This window comes from Janthinobacterium leeuwenhoeki (assembly GCF_051380795.1).
GTDB lineage: Bacteria > Pseudomonadota > Gammaproteobacteria > Burkholderiales > Burkholderiaceae_D > Janthinobacterium.
The window spans coordinates 1-21,630 of sequence record NZ_JBNYXT010000051.1 but is presented as its reverse complement, the minus strand read 5'-3'; the positions used below and the strand labels follow the sequence as shown (position 1 = coordinate 21,630).

At 63.9% G+C, this 21,630-nt stretch carries 19 protein-coding genes and 1 pseudogene; 13 read left to right on the top strand and 7 right to left on the bottom strand.

Annotation, left to right across the window (positions count from 1 at the left end):
• Window positions 1–208: 208 nt before the first annotated feature.
• Complete coding sequence (locus tag ACQ4WS_RS24155) at window positions 209–631, top strand: DUF1841 family protein (RefSeq protein ID WP_070218599.1); 423 nt, start codon at window positions 209–211, stop codon at window positions 629–631.
• Window positions 632–636: 5 nt separating this feature from the next.
• On the opposite strand, the gene ACQ4WS_RS24150 is transcribed toward ACQ4WS_RS24155, so the two are convergent.
• The 3 genes from ACQ4WS_RS24150 to nirK are packed head-to-tail and all read right to left on the bottom strand — an operon-like array spanning window position 637 to window position 5,112.
• A complete protein-coding gene (locus ACQ4WS_RS24150; protein WP_436479525.1) occupies window positions 637–2,907 on the bottom strand; it encodes a nitric-oxide reductase large subunit in 2,271 nt (756 codons plus the stop codon).
• Window positions 2,908–2,921: 14 nt separating this feature from the next.
• Window positions 2,922–3,599 carry an iron-sulfur cluster repair protein YtfE gene (gene ytfE, locus ACQ4WS_RS24145; RefSeq protein WP_436479524.1) on the bottom strand — a complete coding sequence of 226 codons (678 nt, stop codon included), beginning with the start codon at window positions 3,597–3,599 and terminating at the stop codon, window positions 2,922–2,924.
• A 28-nt stretch (window positions 3,600–3,627) separates the two neighbouring features.
• Complete coding sequence (gene nirK / locus ACQ4WS_RS24140; protein ID WP_436479523.1) at window positions 3,628–5,112, bottom strand: copper-containing nitrite reductase; 1,485 nt, start codon at window positions 5,110–5,112, stop codon at window positions 3,628–3,630.
• A 141-nt stretch (window positions 5,113–5,253) separates the two neighbouring features.
• On the opposite strand from nirK, the gene norR reads away from it, so the two are divergent.
• Entirely contained in the window at window positions 5,254–6,819 is a 1,566-nt protein-coding gene (norR, locus tag ACQ4WS_RS24135; RefSeq protein WP_436479522.1) for a nitric oxide reductase transcriptional regulator NorR, read from the top strand.
• A 14-nt stretch (window positions 6,820–6,833) separates the two neighbouring features.
• On the opposite strand, the gene ACQ4WS_RS24130 is transcribed toward norR, so the two are convergent.
• Both ACQ4WS_RS24130 and ACQ4WS_RS24125 read right to left on the bottom strand, forming a co-directional pair.
• Complete coding sequence (locus ACQ4WS_RS24130; RefSeq protein WP_436479531.1) at window positions 6,834–7,175, bottom strand: c-type cytochrome; 342 nt, start codon at window positions 7,173–7,175, stop codon at window positions 6,834–6,836.
• Window positions 7,176–7,189: 14 nt separating this feature from the next.
• Window positions 7,190–7,519, bottom strand: coding sequence for a c-type cytochrome (locus ACQ4WS_RS24125; protein ID WP_092796428.1), 330 nt, complete (start codon window positions 7,517–7,519; stop codon window positions 7,190–7,192).
• A gap of 233 nt (window positions 7,520–7,752) precedes the next feature.
• Here ACQ4WS_RS24125 and ACQ4WS_RS24120 point away from each other — a divergent pair, with 233 nt between their 5' ends.
• From ACQ4WS_RS24120 to ACQ4WS_RS24085, 8 genes and pseudogenes are all read left to right on the top strand, one after another.
• On the top strand, window positions 7,753–8,622 hold the full coding sequence (locus tag ACQ4WS_RS24120; protein ID WP_034746522.1) for an AAA family ATPase: 870 nt from the start codon (window positions 7,753–7,755) through the stop codon (window positions 8,620–8,622).
• 9 nt (window positions 8,623–8,631) lie between these two features.
• Window positions 8,632–9,282: a GNAT family N-acetyltransferase gene (locus ACQ4WS_RS24115; protein WP_436479521.1), complete on the top strand. Its 651-nt coding sequence runs from the start codon at window positions 8,632–8,634 to the stop codon at window positions 9,280–9,282.
• Complete coding sequence (locus ACQ4WS_RS24110; protein ID WP_436479520.1) at window positions 9,276–10,445, top strand: vWA domain-containing protein; 1,170 nt, start codon at window positions 9,276–9,278, stop codon at window positions 10,443–10,445. The genes ACQ4WS_RS24115 and ACQ4WS_RS24110 overlap by 7 nt, the downstream gene beginning before the upstream one ends.
• Before the next feature lie 312 nt (window positions 10,446–10,757).
• The gene (locus ACQ4WS_RS24105) at window positions 10,758–11,945 is read left to right on the top strand and encodes a cation:proton antiporter (RefSeq protein WP_436479519.1); all 1,188 of its coding nucleotides are present in this window, start codon (window positions 10,758–10,760) and stop codon (window positions 11,943–11,945) included.
• The gene (locus ACQ4WS_RS24100) at window positions 11,946–13,076 is read left to right on the top strand and encodes a YbdK family carboxylate-amine ligase (protein ID WP_152253158.1); all 1,131 of its coding nucleotides are present in this window, start codon (window positions 11,946–11,948) and stop codon (window positions 13,074–13,076) included.
• A 216-nt stretch (window positions 13,077–13,292) separates the two neighbouring features.
• Window positions 13,293–13,772 (top strand): annotated as a pseudogene (locus ACQ4WS_RS24095) (sigma-70 family RNA polymerase sigma factor); the annotation flags it as partial.
• A complete protein-coding gene (locus tag ACQ4WS_RS24090; RefSeq protein ID WP_436479530.1) occupies window positions 13,746–14,609 on the top strand; it encodes a FecR family protein in 864 nt (287 codons plus the stop codon). The pseudogene ACQ4WS_RS24095 and the gene ACQ4WS_RS24090, both read left to right, overlap by 27 nt.
• Window positions 14,610–14,864: 255 nt before the next feature.
• Window positions 14,865–17,336: a TonB-dependent siderophore receptor gene (locus tag ACQ4WS_RS24085; protein WP_436479518.1), complete on the top strand. Its 2,472-nt coding sequence runs from the start codon at window positions 14,865–14,867 to the stop codon at window positions 17,334–17,336.
• Here ACQ4WS_RS24085 and ACQ4WS_RS24080 read toward each other — a convergent pair.
• Together ACQ4WS_RS24080 and ACQ4WS_RS24075 are read right to left on the bottom strand one after the other, a co-directional pair.
• Window positions 17,333–18,430 (bottom strand): alginate lyase family protein, encoded by a 1,098-nt coding sequence (locus tag ACQ4WS_RS24080; protein ID WP_436479517.1) that lies wholly within the window; start codon window positions 18,428–18,430, stop codon window positions 17,333–17,335. The two genes, ACQ4WS_RS24085 and ACQ4WS_RS24080, sit on opposite strands and share 4 nt — an antisense overlap.
• Window positions 18,427–19,422, bottom strand: a complete 996-nt coding sequence (locus ACQ4WS_RS24075; protein WP_436479516.1) for a gamma-glutamyl-gamma-aminobutyrate hydrolase family protein — start codon at window positions 19,420–19,422, stop codon at window positions 18,427–18,429. The genes ACQ4WS_RS24080 and ACQ4WS_RS24075 overlap by 4 nt, the downstream gene beginning before the upstream one ends.
• 229 nt (window positions 19,423–19,651) lie before the next feature.
• Between ACQ4WS_RS24075 and ACQ4WS_RS24070 the strand changes: the two genes are divergently transcribed.
• From ACQ4WS_RS24070 to ACQ4WS_RS24060, 3 genes are read left to right on the top strand one after another with little or no spacing between them, the layout of a single operon-like run.
• The gene (locus ACQ4WS_RS24070) at window positions 19,652–19,951 is read left to right on the top strand and encodes a hypothetical protein (protein ID WP_436479515.1); all 300 of its coding nucleotides are present in this window, start codon (window positions 19,652–19,654) and stop codon (window positions 19,949–19,951) included.
• The gene (gene dapA / locus ACQ4WS_RS24065) at window positions 19,948–20,979 is read left to right on the top strand and encodes a 4-hydroxy-tetrahydrodipicolinate synthase (RefSeq protein WP_436479514.1); all 1,032 of its coding nucleotides are present in this window, start codon (window positions 19,948–19,950) and stop codon (window positions 20,977–20,979) included. The genes ACQ4WS_RS24070 and dapA overlap by 4 nt, the downstream gene beginning before the upstream one ends.
• On the top strand, window positions 20,957–21,499 hold the full coding sequence (locus tag ACQ4WS_RS24060) for a division plane positioning ATPase MipZ (protein ID WP_436479513.1): 543 nt from the start codon (window positions 20,957–20,959) through the stop codon (window positions 21,497–21,499). The genes dapA and ACQ4WS_RS24060 overlap by 23 nt, the downstream gene beginning before the upstream one ends.
• The last annotated feature ends 131 nt before the right edge of the window (window positions 21,500–21,630 follow it).

Sequence of the window (21,630 nt, the reverse complement as noted above, 5' to 3'; positions counted from 1 at the left end):
TGCAAATATCAAGAGCGGCGATTTTATCACCGTTATTTGGCGCCGCCGGGACGTGGCGGTAGTGGATAATACTTACTGCAGGGTATTAAATGACAGTGACTCTCGGGTCATGCAAGCAGCCGCCCGACGGCAAAAAGGGCATCCTCGATGCCCTTTTTTTATCGACGCGGTACAATGCCGGCTGCCCTTTAGCCATAGTCCTTCAGCCATGTTCAACCCCTCTTCCGACGATGTGCGCCGTTTCTTTTGCGACACTTTACGCAAGCACCGCGCCCATGAGATCCTCACGCCGATGGAAGCCATCGCACTCGACTGGATCCTGGAACACCCCGAGTATGAAAACGAGCTCTCCGATGTGGAAGCGGCGCTGGCGCGCGACTATTCCGTCGAGGGCGGACAAGCCAATCCTTTCTTGCACCTGTCCATGCATCTGTCGATCACGGAGCAGGTGCAGGTGGACCAGCCACGCGGCATCCGCCCGGCCGTCCAGCAACTCACCCAGCGCCTCGATTCGGCCCATGCGGCCCAGCACGAAGTGATGGAATGCCTGGGCCAGATGATCTGGGCTTCGCAACGCTCGGGCTTGCCGCCGGATACCGACGCGTATATCGACTGCGTGCGGCGCCGCTAACCTGGCTACACCGCCTGCGGCTGCAGTACAGCTGCCTTCGGCGCCTTGCCCAGCAACCCCAGCACCACCTGCAACGCCATGGCGATGGCGCCGACGATGAAGACCACGTCGCCGAAAGTACGTATCCAGCGCAGGTTCTGCAACAGCGGCTGCTGCATGAATGCCTCGCTGCGCGCATACCACAGGCCTTCCGTCACGCTGGCGTGGAACTGGATGATGCCTATCGGCAGCAAGCTGGTAAAGATCATCAGCACCAGTCCCCCGTTCAAGCCCCAGAACGCCGTCTTCATCAAGGCAGGGCTGAAACGATAATCGGGCCGCAGATAGCGCAGCACCAGCAAGGTAAAGCCCAGCGCCAGGAAGCCGTACACGCCGAACAGCGCCGCATGCGCATGCACGGGGGTCGTGTTCAGGCCCTGGATATAGTACAAGGCCACGGGCGGGTTGATCATGAAGCCCAGCACGCCTGCGCCCAGCATGTTCCAGAAGGCGACGGCGACAAAGCACATCATGGGCCAGCGCAACTGCTCCATCCATGGCGCACGTTCCTTCAGGCGCCAGTTTTCCCACGCTTCATGCCCCAGCACGATCAACGGCACCACTTCCAGCGCGCTAAAGCTCGCGCCTATGGCCATCACGGGCGTGGTGGTGCCGGCAAAGTACAGATGGTGGAAGGTGCCGGGTATGCCACCCAGCATGAACAGCGAGGCCGACGCCAGGCTGGCGGCCGTGGCCATGCGCACCGACACCAGGCCCAGGGTCGAGAAGATGAAGGCCAGCGCCGTGGTGGCGAACACTTCGAAGAAGCCTTCCACCCACAGGTGCACCACCCACCAGCGCCAGTATTCCATCACCGACAGATGCGTGCGTTCGCCGTAGAACAGGCCGGCGCCATAGAACAGGCCGATGGCGCCCACGGACGCGGTCAGCAGCGCCAGCAGGTTCTTGTCGCCGCCTGGCTGACGCAGGGCCGGCACCACGCCGCGCAGCATCAACACCAGCCACAGCAGGATGCCGATATATTTGCCGATCTGCCACAAGCGTCCCAGGTCCACATATTCATAGCCTTGATGGCCGAGCCAGAAATTCCACTCGGGCGGCATCACTTGCGCAATGGCCAGGTAGTTGCCGATGAACGAGCCGACAACGACGGCGACCAGGGCCCAGAACAGCACGTCGACACCCAGACGCTGCCACTTGGGATCCTTGCCGCCATTGATCAGGGCCGCGAGGAACAGGCCGGCGGCCAGGAAACCCGTGGCGATCCAGAACAGGGCGGCCTGGATATGCCAGGTGCGCGTGAGCGCATACGGGAACCAGCGCGACACGTCGATGCCGTAGAACTGCTGCCCTTCCACCGTGTAGTGCGCCGTGAAACCGCCGATGAAGACCTGGAAGATGAACAGCGCCACCACCAGGAACAGATATTTTCCCAGTCCCCGCTGCGAAGGCGTCAGCGCGAAAGTGGTGAGCGGATCGCGTGGACCGGCCGCCGGCAGCGCTTCGTCATGGTCGCGCAAAAAGGCCCAGCCCCAGACGAGGAAGCCCACGCCGGCCAGCAGCACCACCACGCTCGCCACCGACCAGACGAGGTTTTCGCCACTGGGCTGGTTGCCGATCAGCGGTTCATGTGGCCAGTTGTTCGTGTAGGTCACTTTCTGGCCCGGACGCTCGGTGGCGGCAGCCCACGCCGTCCAGAAGAAGAACTGCGTCATCTGCGCGCGCCGCTCGGCACTGGGCAGGGTGTTTTCCTTCATGGCGAAATGCTCGCGGCTGGCATGCAGCGCGGGCGCGTCGGAGAATAGCTGGTCGTAATAGTGCGCCGTGTTGGCGATGGCTTGCACGCGGCGCGGCGACAGGCGCAGCACTTGCGCATCGTCGACCCGGTTGGCGCGGTATTCCATCTTGAGCGCTTCGCGCAGCGCCGCCTGTGCGGGACCGTCGAGCGCCGCGTAAGCCTTGCCATGCTGCTCTTGCGCGGCCAGTTCCAGCCAGGCCGTCAATTCGCGGTGCAACCAGTCGGCCGTCCAGTCGGGCGCCTGGTAGGCGCCGTGGCCCCAGATGGAACCCAGCTGCATGCCGCCGACGGATTGCCAGGCCGTCTGGCCGTCGAGGATACCTTCACGGTCGAACAGTTGCCGGCCATCTTGCGCCAGCACTTGCGCGGGGATGGGCGGCGCCTGCCGGTAGACTTCCGTGCCGTAGTAGCCGAGCAGCGAAAACGTCACGATCAGCACACCGATCAGGGTGAACCAGAGTTTTTTGTAGGGCCCCATGGGTCTTTCCTTTGTCAGTGCACCACGGCCGGCGCAAAGCGCTCGAACAGGATATTGTTTTCGGTATGGATGTGCGCCATCAGGTCTGCACGGAAGGTGCGCAAGCCCGTGTACAGCGCGCGCCAGGTTGTGCAGGCGCCGGCCGGCGCGGTGATATCGTTCGTCATTGCCTCCATGGCGCGCAAAGCCACGCCATGGTCGTCATGCTCCATGCGCATCACGTTGATGGGCGCGCCGGCCCGGGGCCCCTGGCCGCGCACGATCATCGGGAACAGCACGTCTTCTTCCTTGCGCATATGGCTTTCCAGTTCCTGCGCCATGGCCGACAGGTGTTCCGCCAGCCCGTGCGGACAGTCGGCGCGGTCGCCATGCACCTGCTCGACCTTGCGTGCCAGGCGTATCAGTTCGGGCAACTGCTCGCGGTGCACGGCGTGGTAGCGCGCCAGGAGGTGTTCCACCAGCTCGCTGGCCGAGGCTTCCTGCCAGTCGCGTTCGCCGCTGGTATTGGCGCGCTCTGCCAGCAGCCGCAGTTCCGCGACGATGGGCGCCGTGTCCACGCCGGCCGCTTCGGCCGCCGCGCGCAGGGTCTTGTTGCCGCCGCAGCAGAAGTCCAGGCGGTGCGCATCGAACAGGCGCGTGGCGCCAGGAATGCGGCGGGCCAGCTGGCCCAGGGATAGCTCGATCATTTCCATAACAGTTCCTTGATGATGAATGGGGGGTTTATTGCACGGCACCCGCGTGGTAGACGCCCGGCACGGCTTCGCCAGTCACTTCCAGCACGCCCACGGCGCCCTTGCCGGCGCGCGACAGCGCATGGTCGACCAGCAGATAGCTGCCCGGGTGCTGTACCTTGAGTTCGACGATGGTCGCGCCGCCCGGTGCCACGAGCGTGGTTTGCACGTCGTGTTTCGGGCTGCTGATGGAGCCTTCGCTATACACCTTGTCGAAAATCTCGCCGATGATGTGGAAGGATGAAATCTTGTTTGGGCCACCGACGCCGAAATAGATGCGCACCGTCTCGCCGACTTTCGCTTGCAGTTTGTGCGTCTTGCTCAGGGCGCCCACTTCGCCGTTGAAGACGTAGTAGTCGGGCAGTTCATTGGCCATTTTTTCCAGGTTCGCTTCCTGGTGCACGGGCGCGCCGTGCGGACGGCCCGTGTACATCTCGCCCTGCATCACGTAATACTCGCGGTCCACCTTCGACAAGCCGCCTTCCGGTTCGACCAGGATCATGCCGTACATGCCGGCAGCGATATGCTGCGGCACCAGGGGCGTGGCGCAGTGGTACACATACAGGCCGGGATTGAGCGTCTTGAAGGTGACGGTTTTTTCCTGCCCTGGCGCCACTTGCGTGTGCTGTCCGCCGCCATGGCCGCCCGTCACGGCGTGCAGGTCGATCGAGTGGATCATCTTGCTGTCCTTGGCGTTGAACAGGGTCAGTTCCACCGTATCGCCCACCTTGGCGCGCAGCATCGGGCCGGGCACCTGGCGATTAAAAGTCCAGTAGGTAAAACTGGTACCGTCATCGAGCTTGCCCGGCAGTTCCACCGTCTCCATGCGGTATTTCAGGGTTTGTGGCGCGCGCGCGCCGATGGCGGACGGCACGGAGGCAGGATTGGCGGCCACGCTGACGGCCGAGGGATCCGGGCCGCGCATCGGCGACGGCGCGGGCGTGTACAGGGCCAGCGCGGCGGCCTGGCTGGACTCGTTGGCAGCGCTGCCGGCGCCAGCAGCCTTCGCTGCTCCGGTTTCGGCCAGCGAGGTGCCGCTTACTTCCAGCTTGCCTTCCATGCCGATCTGGCGGTGGCCGGGAATCGAGCAGTAATAGGTGAACGTGCCGGCGCGCGTGACCTTGAAGCGCACGCTGGTGCTGCCGCTATTGGCGCTGAACTTGGCCGAGGCCACGTTGAGCTCCGGGATCAGCAGGTCGTGCTCGGCGCCTTCGCCGCTTTTCAGCACGAGTTCGACCGTGTCGCCCACCTTGGCCGCCAGCACGGGGTTGACCTGGCCCTTGGCATCGATGAACACCATCTTGCCGTCGACGATATTGGTTTGCAGTTCATAGCGCTTGAGCGTCGCAGCGGCGGGTTTGACGGCAGTGACGGCGGCGCTGGCCGGCAGGCTCGCCTGGGCTTGCACGGACAGGGGCATGGCCAGGACGCAGACGGCGGCGGCCATGGCGCGGAGGGAGGGAGTCGTTTTCATCAAGCTTTCCTTGGTCTTGTATGCCGGTTCGGCACTCTTAGCTAGGCAAACCGTGTGCCAGGAAAAACTTGTTTTAAATCAACGATTTGAAAAATGCAGGGTCGTAATGACCCTTGTTTGCCGTGGTTCCTTGTACCCTGCATGGTACTTATGACCACCACCGCCATCCACCTGCTGTTACTCACCGACCTGGTCGCCGACCTGCCCGTGGCCGTGCGCCTGCAGCGCCTCGTGGGCAGCCTGCGCGCGCACTTCGGCTGCGAGGCCGTAGCCTTGCTCAAGCTCGACGGCGAACACTTGCGCCCCGTGGCGATGGCCGGCCTGGCCAGCGACGCACTGGGACGCCGCTTCGCCGTCACCGACCACCCGCGCCTGGCCGCCATCCTGCAGAGGCGCGGCGTGCTGTGCTTCCATCACGACAGCTCCCTGCCCGATCCCTACGATGGCCTGATCGCCGAGCGGGCAGGCGAACCGCTGCCCGTGCACGACTGCATGGGCATGGCGCTGGACCTGGAAGGCGAACGCTGGGGCGTGATCACGCTCGACGCGCTGCAAGTGGGCACCTTCGATACGCAAGCGCAGCGCGACCTGGGCGAACTGGCCTGCGCCATCGAGGCGGCCGTGCGCGTGACCCGCCTGGAGACGGAAATCCGCGCCCTGCGCCTGTCGGGCGGCGCCATGCTGGCCGATGCGCAAGCGCCGCGCGAGGAACACGAATTCGTCGGCCAGAGCAGCGCCATCATGCAGTTGCTGCACGAATTGCAGGTGGTCGCCGAATCGGACCTGCCCGTGCTGCTGCTGGGCGAGACGGGCGTGGGCAAGGAACTGTGCGCGCACCGCCTGCACCGGCTGTCGCGCCGCGCGGGCAAGCCTTTGATCCACGTCAATTGCGCGGCCTTGCCCGAGTCCCTGGCCGAAAGCGAATTGTTTGGTCATGTACGGGGTGCGTTTTCCGGCGCCGTCAGCGACCGGCCCGGGCGTTTCGAGGCGGCCGAAGGGGGCACCCTGTTTCTCGATGAAGTGGGCGAATTGCCGCTGTCGATACAGGCCAAGCTGCTGCGCACCTTGCAAAATGGCGAAATCCAGCGCCTGGGCGCGGACCGGCCGCGCCGGGTCAACGTGCGCGTGATCGCCGCCACCAACCGTAGCCTGCGCGAGCACGTGCGCGACGGCACGTTCCGCGCCGACCTGTATCACCGTTTATCCGTGTATCCCGTGCCGATTCCGCCGCTGCGCGAGCGGGGCAATGACGTGCTGCTGCTGGCCGGCGGTTTCCTGGAACTGAACCGCGCGCGCCTGGGCCTGCGCAGCCTGCGCCTGTCCTCCGCGGCGGAAAACGCCTTGTGCCATTACCGCTGGCCCGGCAATGTGCGCGAGCTGGAACATGTGATCAGCCGGGCCGCACTGAAAGCGGTGATCCGCGGCGCGAACCGCAAAGACATCGTGACGCTGGAAACGGATATGCTCGACCTCGATGGGCTGGAAGCGCCGGCCGGCGCGGATGCGCTGCCGCTGGCGCCAGCCGCGTGTGGCACGCCGGAGTCACCGCCGCTATCCATGCATCAGATCGTGGAAGCGAGCCAGCGCCAGGCCATACGGCAAGCGCTGGTGCTGCATCAGGATAACTGGGCCGCCGCAGCACGGCAACTGGGGCTGGACGCCAGCAATCTGCATAAGCTGGCGCGCCGGGTGGGGCTGAAAGCCTGACGCGGCAATACCGCTCAGCGGTGAGTGACCAGGGTGGTCGGCAGGCTGTGGAAGTAGGCGGCCAGGTCCTTGATGTCCTGGTTGCTCAGCGGTTTTACCTGGCCCGTCATGATGGCGTTGTTACGGCCATTCGCCTTGTCGCCCCGTTTATACGCCGTCAAGGCGTGTTCCAAATAATCCTTGTGCTGGCCCGCCAGTTTCGGGTACGACGGGTCGATGGGCGAGCCGTAATCCTTGCCGTGACAGGTGGCGCAGCTGTATTTTTCGGCCAGGGCCTTGCCCGTATTGATATTGCCGGCGGCGCTGGCGGACAACGAGACGGTGGCGCAAACGAGGGCGGCGAGTAGTGTTTTCATCATCTGGCTGGTCCTCAGTTCGGCTTGGCTTGTTGCGCATAATACGCGGCGACGTCGGCGATATCCTGGTCCGACAGGCTGCTGGCGATGCCCTTCATGCTGGGGTGCTTGCGGTCGCCCTTCTTGTAGGCTTGCAGCGCATTCTCGATATATTTTGCCGGCTGGCCGCCGATCATCGGCACCTGGAACACTTCGGGGAAGGTCGCCTTGTAACCGGGAATGCCGTGGCAGCCGATGCACATTTCCACCTTGGCAGTCGCTGCCTTGGCGTTTCCTACAATGTCAGCCGCTGTGACGGCATTTGCTATGCCGGCAAGCACGAGAAGTGCAAATATTTTTTTCATAGTGGCAATGTGAACAAAGGTAATCGGAGAAACGCCAGAGCTGGTTTTTTTTGATTTTATGTGTTGACAATTAAGGTTGACAATTAATCTGCTGCTTGCCGATTCTAGCCAAGATATTCTTGCAAGTCCACCTATAAAACCCGCATTGTAGGCAGGCAGGCACAGGCCGGCCGCGTGGCGGTGCGCCACAGTTCTGTTTATACTCACCATTTCCCTACTTTGGCAGACCGCTCATGCAAGCACAGCACACCCAGCAAGGCCAACGCTTCGAAGGTTCCGACAGCTATGTCGCTACCGCCGACCTGAAACTGGCCGTGAATGCGGCGCTGACCCTGCAACGCCCGCTGCTGATCAAGGGCGAACCGGGCACGGGCAAGACCATGCTGGCAGAGGAAGTGGCGGCCGCGCTGAACATGCCGCTGATGCAATGGCATATCAAATCGACCACCAAGGCGCAGCAGGGCCTGTACGAATACGACGCCGTGTCGCGCCTGCGCGATTCACAGCTGGGCGACGAGCGCGTGCGCGACATCCAGAACTACATCGTCAAGGGCGTGCTGTGGCAGGCCTTCACGGCGCCCGAACCGGTGGTGCTGCTGATCGACGAGATCGACAAGGCCGACATCGAATTCCCGAACGACCTGCTGCGCGAACTGGACCGCATGGAGTTCTATGTGTATGAAACGCGCGAAATGGTCACGGCGCGCCACCGCCCGCTCGTCATCATCACCTCGAACAACGAGAAGGAATTGCCGGACGCCTTCTTGCGCCGCTGCTTCTTCCATTACATCAAATTCCCGGACAAGGATACGATGGAGCAGATCGTCGCCGTCCACTACCCGCACCTGAAACAGGAATTGCTGGCCCAGGCGCTGCAAACCTTCTACGAAGTGCGCGACGTGCCGGGCCTGAAGAAAAAGCCGTCGACGTCGGAATTCCTCGACTGGCTCAAACTCCTGCTGGCCGAAGACATCCCAGCCGAAGCGCTGCGCAGCAAGGACAACAAGGCTGTCGTGCCGCCGCTGCACGGTGCGCTGCTGAAAAACGAGCAGGACGTGCATCTGTTCGAGCGCCTGATGTTCATGTCGCGCACCAACCGCTAAGGAGCGCCGGTGAACGACATCAGCCCGGACAAGATCTTCGTCCCCCTGGAATTGCACGGTATCCGCCTCGAAGCGCTGGCGCCGTACCACGCGCCAGGCTTGCGCGCTGCAGCCACGGATGGCGAGTTGTGGAATCTGCGCGTCACCTCCGTGCCCGAGCCGGAGCAGGTGGACCAGTACATTTTCAAGGGCATCGAGATGCGCCCTTCGCGCTTCGCCTTTGCCGTCATCGACGTGGCCAACGGCGAGGTGCTCGGCACCACCAGCTACCACGACGTGCTGCCAGCCATCGATCGCCTGGAAATCGGCTACACCTGGTATGCGAAGCGCTGCCAGCGCAGCCACGTCAACACCACCTGCAAATTGCTGCTGCTGGCGCACGCCTTCGACACGCTCGGCTGCGCGCTGGTGGGCCTGCGCACCGACAATTTCAACCACGCTTCGCAGGCGGCCATCGAACGCCTGGGCGCGAAAAAGGATGGCGTGCTGCGCCACCATGCGCTGCGCCGCGACGGCACCGTGCGCGACACCGTCATGTACAGCATCACGCGCGGCGAGTGGCCCGAGATCGCCGCCCATCTGCGCTACAAGCTGGCGCAGCGCCCCATCGCCGCACTGCCCCGCGCGGAAGAAGCAGGAACAGAGGCAGCGCCATGCTGATCGACTTCTTCTTCACGCTCAAGGATGCGAAGATTCCCGTCTCGATCAAGGAATTTTTGACGCTGCTCGAAGCGCTGCAAAAGAACGTCATCGACGCTTCGATGGACGATTTTTACTATCTGGCGCGCCTGACCCTGGTCAAGGATGAAGCCCATTTCGACAAGTTCGACCGCGCCTTTGCGCAGTACTTCAAGGGCGTCAACGCAGCCTTCGAGACGAACGCGGCGATTCCCCTCGACTGGCTGCTGAAGCGCATGCAGCGCGAGCTGTCCGAAGAGCAGAAGGCGCAGCTGGAAAAATTCGGCTACGACAAGCTGATGGACCGCCTGAACGAGCTGCTGAAGGAGCAGAAGGAGCGCCACGAAGGCGGCAGCAAGTGGATCGGCACAGGCGGCACGTCGCCGTTCGGCAATGGCGGCACGAACCCGGAAGGCATCCGCATCGGCGGCAAGGGCGGCAACCGCACGGCGGTGAAAGTGTGGGAAGCGCGCAGCTACAAGGATTACGACGGCGAGCGCGAACTGGGCACGCGCAACATCAAGGTAGCCTTGCGCCGCCTGCGCAAATTCGCGCGCGAAGGCGCGGAAGACGAACTGGCGCTGGACGCCACCATCGCCGCCACGGCCAATAACGCGGGCTATCTGGACATCAGGATGCGGCCCGAGCGCAAGAACCGCATCAAGGTGCTGATGCTGTTTGACGTGGGCGGCAGCATGGACGACCATATCGAGCGCACCGAGGAACTGTTTTCGGCGGCGAAGACGGAATTCAAGAACATGGAGTTCTTTTACTTCCATAACTGCGTCTACGACACCCTGTGGAAGAACAACCGGCGCCGCAACGCCGAGCGTTTTCCCACCTGGGACGTGCTGCGCAAGTACCCGCCCGACACCAAGCTGATTTTCGTCGGCGACGCCACCATGAGCCCCTACGAAATCCTGCAGCCGGGCGGCAGCGTCGAATACAACAACGAGGAAGCGGGATCGACATGGCTGGCGCGCTTTACCCAGGCATTCCCGAAATTCATCTGGCTCAATCCCGAGGCGGAAGGATTATGGCAGTACCGCCAGTCGATCGGCGTGATGCGGCAACTGATGAACAACCGCATGTTCCCCCTGTCGATCGACGGGCTGGAACGGGGCATGCGTCTGCTCAGTAAATAAAGGCACGCAACAAAAAGTCCATGGCGGCAGGGGGCCGCCATGCCGTACACTGCGACACGACACTACCGTGCGGAGCATCTCCGCTGCGGGCGGGTACCATACGCTGATACCAGCCCTGCCCAACCTGCTGCATCCTGTGCGCGGCCGCCATGGCCGCGACACTGTTCGATTGCGCACATCGTGCGCGCCTTCTGCTCCGGTAGAATCGGCGCATCGCTCTGCGCAAACTATGCACCATCGCTGCACCACGACATTGCCGCGCCAGCCCCCGTGCTGCCGGCCGGTGCCAGCGCCATTTTCAAAGGAATGAGCATGCAAAGTCTGATCTCGATCGCCGCCGACCTGTCCTGGCCGTTCGCCATTACCCTGGCCTGGGTGGTGGGCGAATTCGGCCACCGCTGGACTGGCCTGCCGCGCATCAGTTTTTACGGCGTGATCGGTTTCGTCCTCGCGCAGACGCAGGTGGGCATCCTGCCGCAGACGGACGCCGGCCCCATGCTGGTGCTGGCCGACGTGGCCTTCGGCCTGATCCTGTTCGAGGTAGGCTACCGCATCAACCTGCGCTGGCTGAAGAACAATCCGTGGATCGCCGTCACGGGCCTGGTCGAATCCTTGCTGACCTTTGCCGTCGTCTACTTCATCGGCATCGAATTCGGCAGCACCTCGATGACGGCGCTGCTGCTGGCTTCCCTGGCCATGTCCACCTCGCCGGCCACCATCATGCGCGTCATCAACGAGGAACGCAGCTCGGGCCAGGTCACGGAACGCATCGTCCACCTCACCGCCCTCAATTGCGTGCTGGCCGTCTTCACGTTCAACATCATCGTCGGCTTCTGGATGTTCCAGAGTTCCACCGACCTGATCGAGGCGAGCAGCAGCAGCGCCGCCGTGCTGGCCGCCTCGGTGGCCGCCGGCACCGTCTTCGGCATCGTCGTGCCGGCCATGCTGCGCCGCCTGGGCAACATGGCACAGGATGCCACCGTGGCGTTCGCGCTGTCGGTGATGCTGCTCGTCGCCCTCACCTACACCACCAGCCTGTCGCCGCTGCTGGCCACCCTCACCTTCGGCCTGGTGGCACGCCACCGCCGTGTCGCCTTCAGCCAGGCGCAGCGCAATTTCGGTGCCCTGGGCGAGCTGCTGACGGTACTGCTGTTCGTGTATGCCGCCTCGACCCTGGAATGGGCCAGCGTGGCGGCCGGCGCGGGCCTGGCCATGGCCGTCGTCGGCGGACGCCTGCTGACGAAGGTCGTCGGGGTGGCCGCGTTCTCGCATGTGAGCGGCATTTCCTGGCGCAAGGGCGTGCTGACGGGCGTGGCACTGACGCCCGTCTCCGTCTTCATCATCCTGCTGCTGGAACACGCGCGCCAGCACGGCGTGAACTTCGGCGATGAATTGAACGCCCTGGCCGCCATCACCCTGGGCCTGGAGCTGGTCGGCCCCGTGCTGGTGCAGCGCGTGCTGATGCTGGCCAAAGAAACCCACGAAATCAAGGAGCGCTAAATGCCGCTGGAACCCTTTGGCCAATCGGCCGCGCTGACCTTCGGCGTCGAACTCGAACTGCAACTGGTGAACCTGTCGGACTATGACTTGACGGCCGCCAGCCCCGACCTGCTGCATCTGCTGAACAAAAAACCGTTCCCCGGCAACGTCACGCCGGAAATCACCGAGAGCATGATCGAGATCAACTCGAGCGTGCACACGCATCACGGCCCCCTGCTGGCGCAGTTGCAGGAAATCCGCGACACCTTGATCACGGCTGGCGACAAGCTCAATATCGGCATCGCGGGCGGCGGCACCCACCCGTTCCAGCAATGGTCGTCGCAAAAGATCTTTTCCAAGCCCCGCTTCCAGGAGATTTCGGAACTGTACGGTTACCTGGCAAAGCAGTTCACCATCTTCGGCCAGCACGTGCACATCGGCTGCGCCTCGGGCGACGACGCCATGTTCCTGCTGCATTCGCTGAACCGCTACATCCCCCATTTCATCGCCCTGTCGGCGTCCTCGCCCTACGTGCAGGGACGCGACACCCTGTTCGATTCGGCGCGCCTGAACTCCGTATTCGCGTTTCCCATGAGCGGGCGCGCGCCGTTTACGCTCAGCTGGGAGCAGTTCTCCAACGAGTATTTCGCCAAGATGGAGAACACGGGCATCATCAAGAGCATGAAGGATTTTTACTGGGATATCCGTCCCAAGCCGGAATTCGGCACCATCGAACTGCGCGTGTGCGACACGCCGCTGACGGTGGAGCGGGCCGCCGCGCTGGCCGCCTACCTGCAGGCCCTATGCCGCTACCTGCTCGAACGCCGCGAAACCCCGCCGGTGGAAGACGATTACCTCGTGTATAACTACAACCGCTTCCAGGCTTGCCGCTTCGGCCTCGATGGCGCCATCACGCATCCGAAAACCTACGAGACGATGTCGCTGCGCGAAGACATCATGACCACTCTACGCAAGATGGAACCGCACGCCGAGGCGCTGGGCAGCACGCCGGCCTTGAAACACCTGTCGGACGTGGCCAAGCAGTGGAGCGATGCGCAATACCTGCGCAAACAGCACAGCCTGCAGGGCAGCGCCGAGGGCATGGTCGATTCGGCGATCCGATGTTTTCGCGGCGAGCCGATGAACTACTGAGGATTGACCTTGCCCCCCCAACACCTGAACTGCCGGGGTCAGACCCGGCGGGTCTGACCCCAGATCTTGCTTCTGGGGTCAATCAAACGTCAACGGCGCGCTAAAAAACCACATCCCACATTTACACCCTATCCCCCACTTGCTACAATAGTTGAGAATGATTCTTATTAACTAAATTGATCTGGCTGGCCCGGTCACGCATGCAAGGGGAACGCAATGCCGCTGGCAGAGCCGCTACAACGCCAGGACATCGCGACACTGTATGCCGACCACCACGGCTGGCTGCAGGGCTGGCTGCGCAAAAAACTCGGCAGCACGGCCTGCGCGGCCGATGTGGCACAGGATACGTTCATGCGCCTGCTCGACCGCGAAGACGCCGTCGCCGCGCGCGAGCCACGGGCCTTTCTCGCCACCGTGGCGCAGCGCGTGCTGTTCAACCATTACCGCCGCCAGAAGCTGGAACAGGCTTACCTCGACGTGCTGACGCAGTTGCCGCCCCTGCACACACCGTCGCCCGAGGAACGGGCACTGCTGCTGGCCACCGTGTTTGAGCTCGACCGCATGCTCGACGGCTTGCCGCCTCCCGTCAAACGGGCTTTTTTACTACGCCAACTCGACGAACTGCCGCAGGAAGACATCGCGCGCCAGCTCGGCATCTCGCTGGCCACGGTGAAACGCCATCTGCAGCGTGCCGGCAACGCCACGCAAGCGTGGCAGCAGTTGCAAACGCAGCATGAACACCTGCCGCCCACGGCGCACGCGAGCCTGCTGCGCGCCTGCGTGCAAGCCAACGCGCCGCGCCGCCATGCCGTCAAGACCCTGGCCCTGCTGCTGGCCTGCGGCACCTCGCTGTATGCGTTTGAACGCCGCAGCCCATGGCGCGGCTGGACGGCCGACTACCGCACCGGCGTCAACCAGCGCCGCGTGGTGACCCTCGATGACGGCACGCAGCTCACGCTCAACACCAGCAGCGCCGTCAATATCGCTTACGACGGCGCACAGCGCCGTATTGAATTGCTGGAGGGCGAAATCTTCATCGCCACCGGCAAGGATGCGGTACAACGCCCCTTCTTCGTCGACACGCCGTACGGCAGCCTGCAGGCGCTGGGCACGCGCTTCACGGTGCGCCTGCACGAGCAATACGCCAGCGCCGGCGTGCTCGAAGGGGCCGTCGCCGTGCTGGCCGGCGATGGCGCACAGCGCCTGGTGCTGCGTCCCGGCGACGGCGCGCATTTCGACAACGCCAACTCGCATCGCCAGGCGCTGGCGCCGTTTGGCGGCGCCTGGCTCGATGGCATGCTGGTGGCGCGCGACGTGCGCCTGGCCGATTTCCTCGCCGAGTTGTCGCGCTACAGCGAGCATCCGCTGAGCTGCGCGCCGGCTATCGCCAGCCTGCGCGTCTCCGGCTCCTACCCGCTGGCCGATGTCTATGCCATCCTCGACGCCGTCAGCGCCAGCCTGCGGCTGCGGCGCAATACCATCACGCGCTTCTGGGGCCATCAGGTGGTGCGCATCGAACTGGCGGCCCACTGAAGAATATTTTCAGCAAAGTGAGCTGTTTCGCCGTGCTCGCGTGACTTGGTAAGTAATGCTCGGGAAATTATTGTGAATTTATGACGAACAGAACCGGATGCTGTGCAAGGCGCCTGCAGCGACGCAGTGCGAGCACTGCTAGCTGCGGGCAACACCGCACAGCGCCGGTTATGGAAGTCAGAAAACACAATAATTTATTGAGGGTTACTTAGATAGGTAGTCTCCATCTTGCGCATCCACGAAAGGTTACATTCCATGCACCACGCTTCGCGTTCCCTCCTTACCCGCACCGTCCTGGCCTGCGCCCTGTCGCAGATCGGCATGGCCCTGGCCCTGCCGGCGCTAGCCCAGGCACAAAGCCAGCAAGTACGCGTCTATGGCATCCCGGCCGGCGCGCTCGGTGACGTGCTGACGCGCTTCGGCAGCGAAAGCGCCATTTTATTGTCGTTCTCCAGCGACGCCACGCAAGGCTTGCGCAGCGCCGGCCTGCAAGGCAGCTACAGCTTGCAGGAGGGCTTCCGCGTGCTGCTGGCCGGCAGCGGCCTGCAAGCCGTGCCGCAATCGAATGGCGGCTACCTGCTGCAGAAGGCTCCCGCCAGCGCCAGCGGCGCCACGGCGGACAGCCGCGGCGTGGCCGTCATGAGCGGCGTCACCGTGGTGGCGGCGGCCGAGCGCAGTGCCGCCACCAGCGGCACGGGCAGCTATACGGGCGGCCCCGCCAGCGGCGCCACGGGACTGTCGTTGACGCAACGCGAAACGCCGCAATCGCTGACCATCGTCACGCGCCAGCAGATGGATGACCAGAACAGCAACGCCGTCTCCGACGTCATGAAAAACGTCAATGGCGTGAGCGTGCAAAACTACGACAGCGACCGCTGGAGCTTCCAGGCGCGCGGCTTTGCCGTCACTAATTTCCAGTACGACGGCGTGTCGGCCATCTATGACGGCGTCTACGACTGGGGCACGACGAACAGCGACATGGCCATCTATGACCGCATTGAAGTGCTGAAAGGCGCGACGGGGCTGATGAGCGGTTCGGGCGATCCGTCGGCCACCGTCAACATGGTGCGCAAGCGCCCCACCGCCAACTTCGAAGGTTCGGCCACCCTGGGCGCGGGATCGTGGGACAACTACCGCGGTGAAGCCGATATCTCCGGCCCCCTGAACGACAGCCGCACGGTGCGCGGCCGCCTGGTGGGCGCCTACCAGGACAAGCACTCTTACCTGGACCGCTACACGCAACAGAAATCCGTCGCCTACGGCATCATCGAGGCGGACCTGACACCCGTCACCCTGCTGACGGCCGGCTTCACGCACCAGGATTACCAGCCGCGCGGTTCGACCTGGACGGGCTTCCCTGTCCTGCTTTCCGACGGCACCCGCACGGATTTCCCCACCACATGGAATCCGGCCACGGACTGGAGCCGCCGCGACATGCAGAACACCACGCTGTTCACGGCGCTGGAACATACGTTCGCCAACGCGTGGAAACTGACATTGAGCGCCAACCAGCTGCGCAGCAAGCATGACAGCGTGCTCGGTTCGGCCAGCGGCGGCAATCCCGTCCCTGTCACGGGCGAAGGTACGTTTTTCTACATGGGAAAATACAAGGGCGACCGCCGCCAGACCACGGTCAACGTTGACGCCAGCGGCCCGTTTACCGCGTTTGGCCGCCGGCATGAAGCGATGCTCGGTTATTCCAGTTCGACGGCGAAGCAGGATGGCCCCGTCTACGAATCCGTTTACCCGCCCGTGGAAGGCAGCTACTTCGACTGGCGCGGCCAGTACGCGGAACCGGCGTTCAAGCGCCTGGGCAACGACAACGACAGTACGCGCCAGAGCGGTCTGTATGGCGCCGTGCGCCTGCATCCCTTTGACGCGCTGTCCGTCATCGTCGGCGCGCGCGTGAGCAACTACAAGCAGGAGCAGGACCGCAACTTCTTCGATCCCAAGACCGCGCGCATCACCTCGCGCATCGAGGAAACCAACGTCATCACGCCGTATGCGGGCGTCGTGTATGACCTCGACAAGACGTACTCCGTGTTCGGCAGCTATACCAGCATCTTCGCGCCGCAGAGCAACCGCGACGTGAACCGCAACTTTCTGTCGCCCGTGCGCGGCAAGGGTATCGAGGCGGGCGTGAAAGCCGAATACCTCGATGGCAAGGTCAATGCCAGCGCGTCCCTGTTCCATATCCGTCAAAGCAACGTGGCCAGTTCTGTGGGCGAAGTCAACGGCGAAGAAGCGTATACAGCCATCGACGGCGTCACCAGCCGCGGCGTGGAAATGGAAGTGACGGGCGAAGTGATGAAGGATGTGAAGCTGAGCGCCGGCTACACCTACACCCACGTGCGCGACGCGGATGGCAAGGATGTCTTTTCCACCATGCTGCAAACGACGCAGCCTGCCCACCTGGTGCGCGTACAGGGCACGTGGCGCCTGCCGGCCAGCCTGGACAAGCTGACTGTCGGTGGCGGCATCAACTGGCAAAGCAGCTACGACGGCAATATCTGGAACCCCGCCATCGAGGACTATTCACGCATCAAGCAGGGCGGCTATGCGCTGGTCAACCTGATGGCGCGCTACGAGATCAGCAAGAACGTCACGGCCAGCGTCAACGTGAACAACCTGCTGGAAAAGAAGTACTTCACGGGCCTCGGTCTGTTCCAGACGGGCTTCTACGGCGAACCGCGCAATGTGATGTTCACCGTGCGCACGAAGTTTTAAGCAGCAAGTTTCAATTCACTGCCGTACAGCGCCAGCGCCCAGGCTGGCGGGCGCAACTCCAGCGCCAGAGGCAGGTAAGCGGGATCGAAGCGCGCCGCCAGCAGGTACACATTGGCGGCGCCCTTGGTCTCCCAATTCCCCGTAAAGCCCTTTTCACCGGCCGCCACACGCTTGCGGTCGAAGGGCACGGCGCTTTTCGCGAATTCCTCGTGCGTCTTTCTGCCCTGCGCATATGGCGCCAGCCAAGCCAGCGCCTCGGCCAGGCGCCGCGCTTCCGGTGCGCCATACCAGTCATCGCCATGCGCCTGCGCCATCAGGGATGTCGTCAGCAGCGGCTCCAGGCTGTAGGTGGCGTAATGCAGGGCGTCGCGCTGCTCGAAGTCGAAGGGCACGCCGCCGGCGCCGATATTGCGCGGCACGTGCGCCAGGAAGCGCTCCTTCGCGCGCGCGACCAGCAAGGCGTCGCCCGTGACATATGCGGCGGCGGTGCCGATCTTGATGCGATGGCTATGCCAGTTGTTGCGCGCCGTGGATGGGCCGCCCACCTTGACGGGATCACTCAGGTATCCCTGCGCCAGGGTGCGGCAAAATACCCGCACCTGCTCGCGCTCGACGCCGTTCAAGCGCTCCTGTATCAGGTCAAAACCCATCAGCAGGCTGGCCAGCTCCGTCTCGTCGACGGGACTGAAGGAGGGCTGGTAAGCGCCGCTCCAGGCCAGCAGCAGCTGGCGCGCCGCCTCGAAATGCGCCAGCTCGCCCGATAATCTCCAGGCCAGCGCCTGCAGGCGCGCCTGGCGCCAGTCTTCCTGCGCCTGCTGGCTGGCCTCGCGCCCGCCTTCGCCCTTCAGCAAGCCGCCTGTGCGCACTTCGGCCATCAGGTGCACGGGCCGCGCCGCATCCTTGCGCGCCGCCTTGACCACCTGTTCGGCAATGGCTGGCGCCACCCGCGCCTTGAGCATGCGGGCGCGTGCGGCGGAGGTCAGCGCAAACGCCAGCGCGCCTTCATGCGGGTGCGGCGCCGCGCGCAAGCCCGCCAGGGGCAGCGCCAGCAGGCCAGCCAGCACAGCGCGCCGGCGCATCAGATGCGTACTCAAAACCGCGTCTCCCGCGCCGCGCGCAAAAAGTTATCGAGAATGGGCGTGCAATCGAGCAGCTCGACACCGCCCGCCGAATGGAATTCCGGGTGCCACTGCAAGCCCATGACGAAGCGGGCCCGCTGGTAGCGGATGGCTTCGACGATGTTGTCCCCTTGCGAATACGCTTCCACGGTGACGTCGCGCCCCAGGTCCTTGACCGACTGGTGGTGGATGGAATTGACGAGCGCCTCACCCGCCTTCGGGAACATGCCCGCCAGCGAGGAGCCTTTCGGGAAAACGATACTGTGGCGGTGGCGGTCATACAAGTCATTGACGTGCGAGGTGGCGCCTTCCACGTCCGAAGCGATGTCCTGGTACAGGGTGCCGCCAAAGCCGACGTTGATGAGTTGGCAGCCGCGGCAAATGCCCAGCACGGGTTTACCCGCGTCGACGAATTCGTGTAGCAGTTCCAGTTCGTACAGGTCGCGCGCGCGGTCGCCGCTCCATTCGGGGCGCGTGGCCGCCTCGGAATACGTCTGCGGCGAGACGTCGGCGCCGCCCTGCAGCACCAGGCCGTCCAGGTGGCGCGCATAGTGGCGCAAGGTGATATTGCTCGGGTGTAGCTGGCCACTGGTATTGACCGTCGGGATCATGAACACCAGCACGTCGCGCGACATGACCCACTGGGCGATCGACTCTTCCAGGTATTGCAGGTTCTTGCTGCGCAGGCCAGTGGCGCCCGGCTCGGGGTGGAAAATGCGCGCCGAGATGCCGATGCGCAGGGTGCGCCGCATGAAATCGCGGCTGGCCTTGTCGCGCATGGAGCGATAGCGCGACGAGATCACCCGCCAGGCCAGCGCCAGCGGCGTGTCGTTATCCTTCAGGTAGCGGGGCGCCGCATCGCGCGCACGGTGCTCATCATCGGGTGCCCGGCGGCCCACCCGGTCGGGCCGCACCGGCGCTGCAGGATCGGTGGAAGGGGGATGCTGGGGATCTTTTTCGTCTGACATGGCAAGGCTGACTGAAAGCGGAGACGTTTTCAATATAAACCCCTGCCCCGGAAAGCACGATTCAATTTTGTAACAAAAGCCCACGCGCGGCGCATCCGCGCAACACGCCCACGTCACATGCACACAGCCCGCATACAGCCCGTTTACGCCAACGCCCCCGCTTTTTAGAGAATCTTTACGCCCCCGCTGCTAATCTTGAACGTACCTCAACCACCGCTGCAAAGCCACCATGGAACCCCATTCACGCCTGTCTGCACATCACGCACTGCCCCACCGCCATCCACGCCTGCCCACCTTTCTCATGCATATCACGGTCGACAAAGCCTGTCTGGCCGAGCTGCGCCAGTTGGTCGTCAGGACCTGCGGCGGCATGCTGTCATTCATGCGCGTCGAAGCGGTCGACCATGCCGAACGCATGAAAGTCTGGCTGTGCGTGACGGAACCGGCCCTGCGCCTGACCATGGATGCCGTCATGCGCCTACTGCCGGCGGCGGAATTTGGCCGCATCAGCCAGGGGAAATCGTCATGAACCAGTACTCATGCGAGCAGGCGATGTCTTCATCGCGCATTACCGCACATTTCCAGGGCATCTGGGTGCCGATGGTGACGCCATTCCATGATGGCGAAATCGACTTCGACGCCGCCCAGCAGCTCGCTTGCGAACTGGCCACCAGCGGCATTGATGGCCTGGTGGTGTGCGGTACCACGGGCGAAGCTGCCATGCTGAGCGCCGCCGAACAGAGCATGCTGCTCGACAGCGTGCTCGAAGCCGTCGGCCCCCGCTTCCCCGTCGTGATGGGGCTCGGCGGCAGCGATACGCGCAGCGTCGTCTCCGCCGTGCAGCGCTACAACGACCATCCGCTGGCTGGCCTGCTGGTCTCCGCGCCGTCATATGTACGCCCGTCGCAGGACGGTATCGTGCGCCACTTCCAGGCCATCGCCGCCACCACCGACCAGTCCATCGTGCTGTACAACGTGCCGGCCCGCACGGGCGTCAATATCGAACCGCAGACGGCGGCCCTGCTGGCGCGCGACTCGCACTTCGTCGCCATCAAGGAAGCGGGCGGCAAGCTGCAGCAACTGGGCGAACTGCTGCTCGACACGCGCCTGGACGTCTTGTGCGGCGACGATGCGCTGCTGCTGGCCAGCCTGTCCATGGGCGGCCACGGCGCCATGTCGGCCGCCGCCCAGGTGCGCCCCGACCTGTACGCGCAGCTGTACCACCTCGTCAAGCAGGGCCGCCACGGCGCCGCTGGCACCCTGTTCAAGACCATGCTGCCCGTCATCCGCCTGCTGTTTTCCGAACCCAATCCCGCTCCCGTGAAGGCCGCGCTGGCCATGCAGGGCAAGGTACGCGACGAGCTGCGCCTGCCGATGACGCCCATGTCGTCTGCCGGACAGGCCGCCCTGGCCGCAGCACTCGAGCCCCTGATGGAACTGCCCGTATGGACAGCCAGCGACAGGGACGCGCCGCGCGAAGGCTGTTTGCTGCAGCTGGTCTCCGCCTCCAACATCATGCCCGCCGTGCGCCAAGATGATCATCGCCATCACGGATGAACGCGGGGGGATGGAGAAATCCATCCTGGCCGGGCGGCTGGCCGCCTCGCGCGCGCTGGCCGGACGCAAGGTATTGCTGCTCGATGCCGATCCGCGCCAGGGCGCCATGGCGCAGGCCAGGAATATGCACGACGGCGCCATGCACGGCAGCCTGACGCGGCCGCGCCTGATGGCGCGCGCCATCAGCGCCAAAGGCTTGCAACCGGAGCTCGAACACCTGGTGAACTGCTACCACGATATCGTCATCGACAGCGAAGGCCGCGACTCCATGGGCAGCCGTTCGGCCCTGATCGCCGCGCGCGTGCTGGTGGTGCCGCTGGACGGCGTCGTGGACGGCACCGCGCAGGCTGGCCTGGCGCGCCGCATCGCGCACGCGCGCAGCGTCAATCCGGACCTGCGCGTCCTGCTGGCAACGGACACGCAAGCGGCGCCCGCCCATGCCCTGGCGGCACAGATTCCGGCCGCCCGCGTGGTCAGCCTGGGACAGCTGTATTGCGCCGTTTTCAATCTACCTGCCTAAGCTGGCTCTGCCGGGCAATCGAGTAGGGGGCTGAGTTACCTCAGCCGCCCTCTCACACCACCGTACGTGCGGTTCCGCATACGGCGGTTCATTTCACAAGCTGGAAGCGCTGCTGGGTGTCCAGCAGCGAA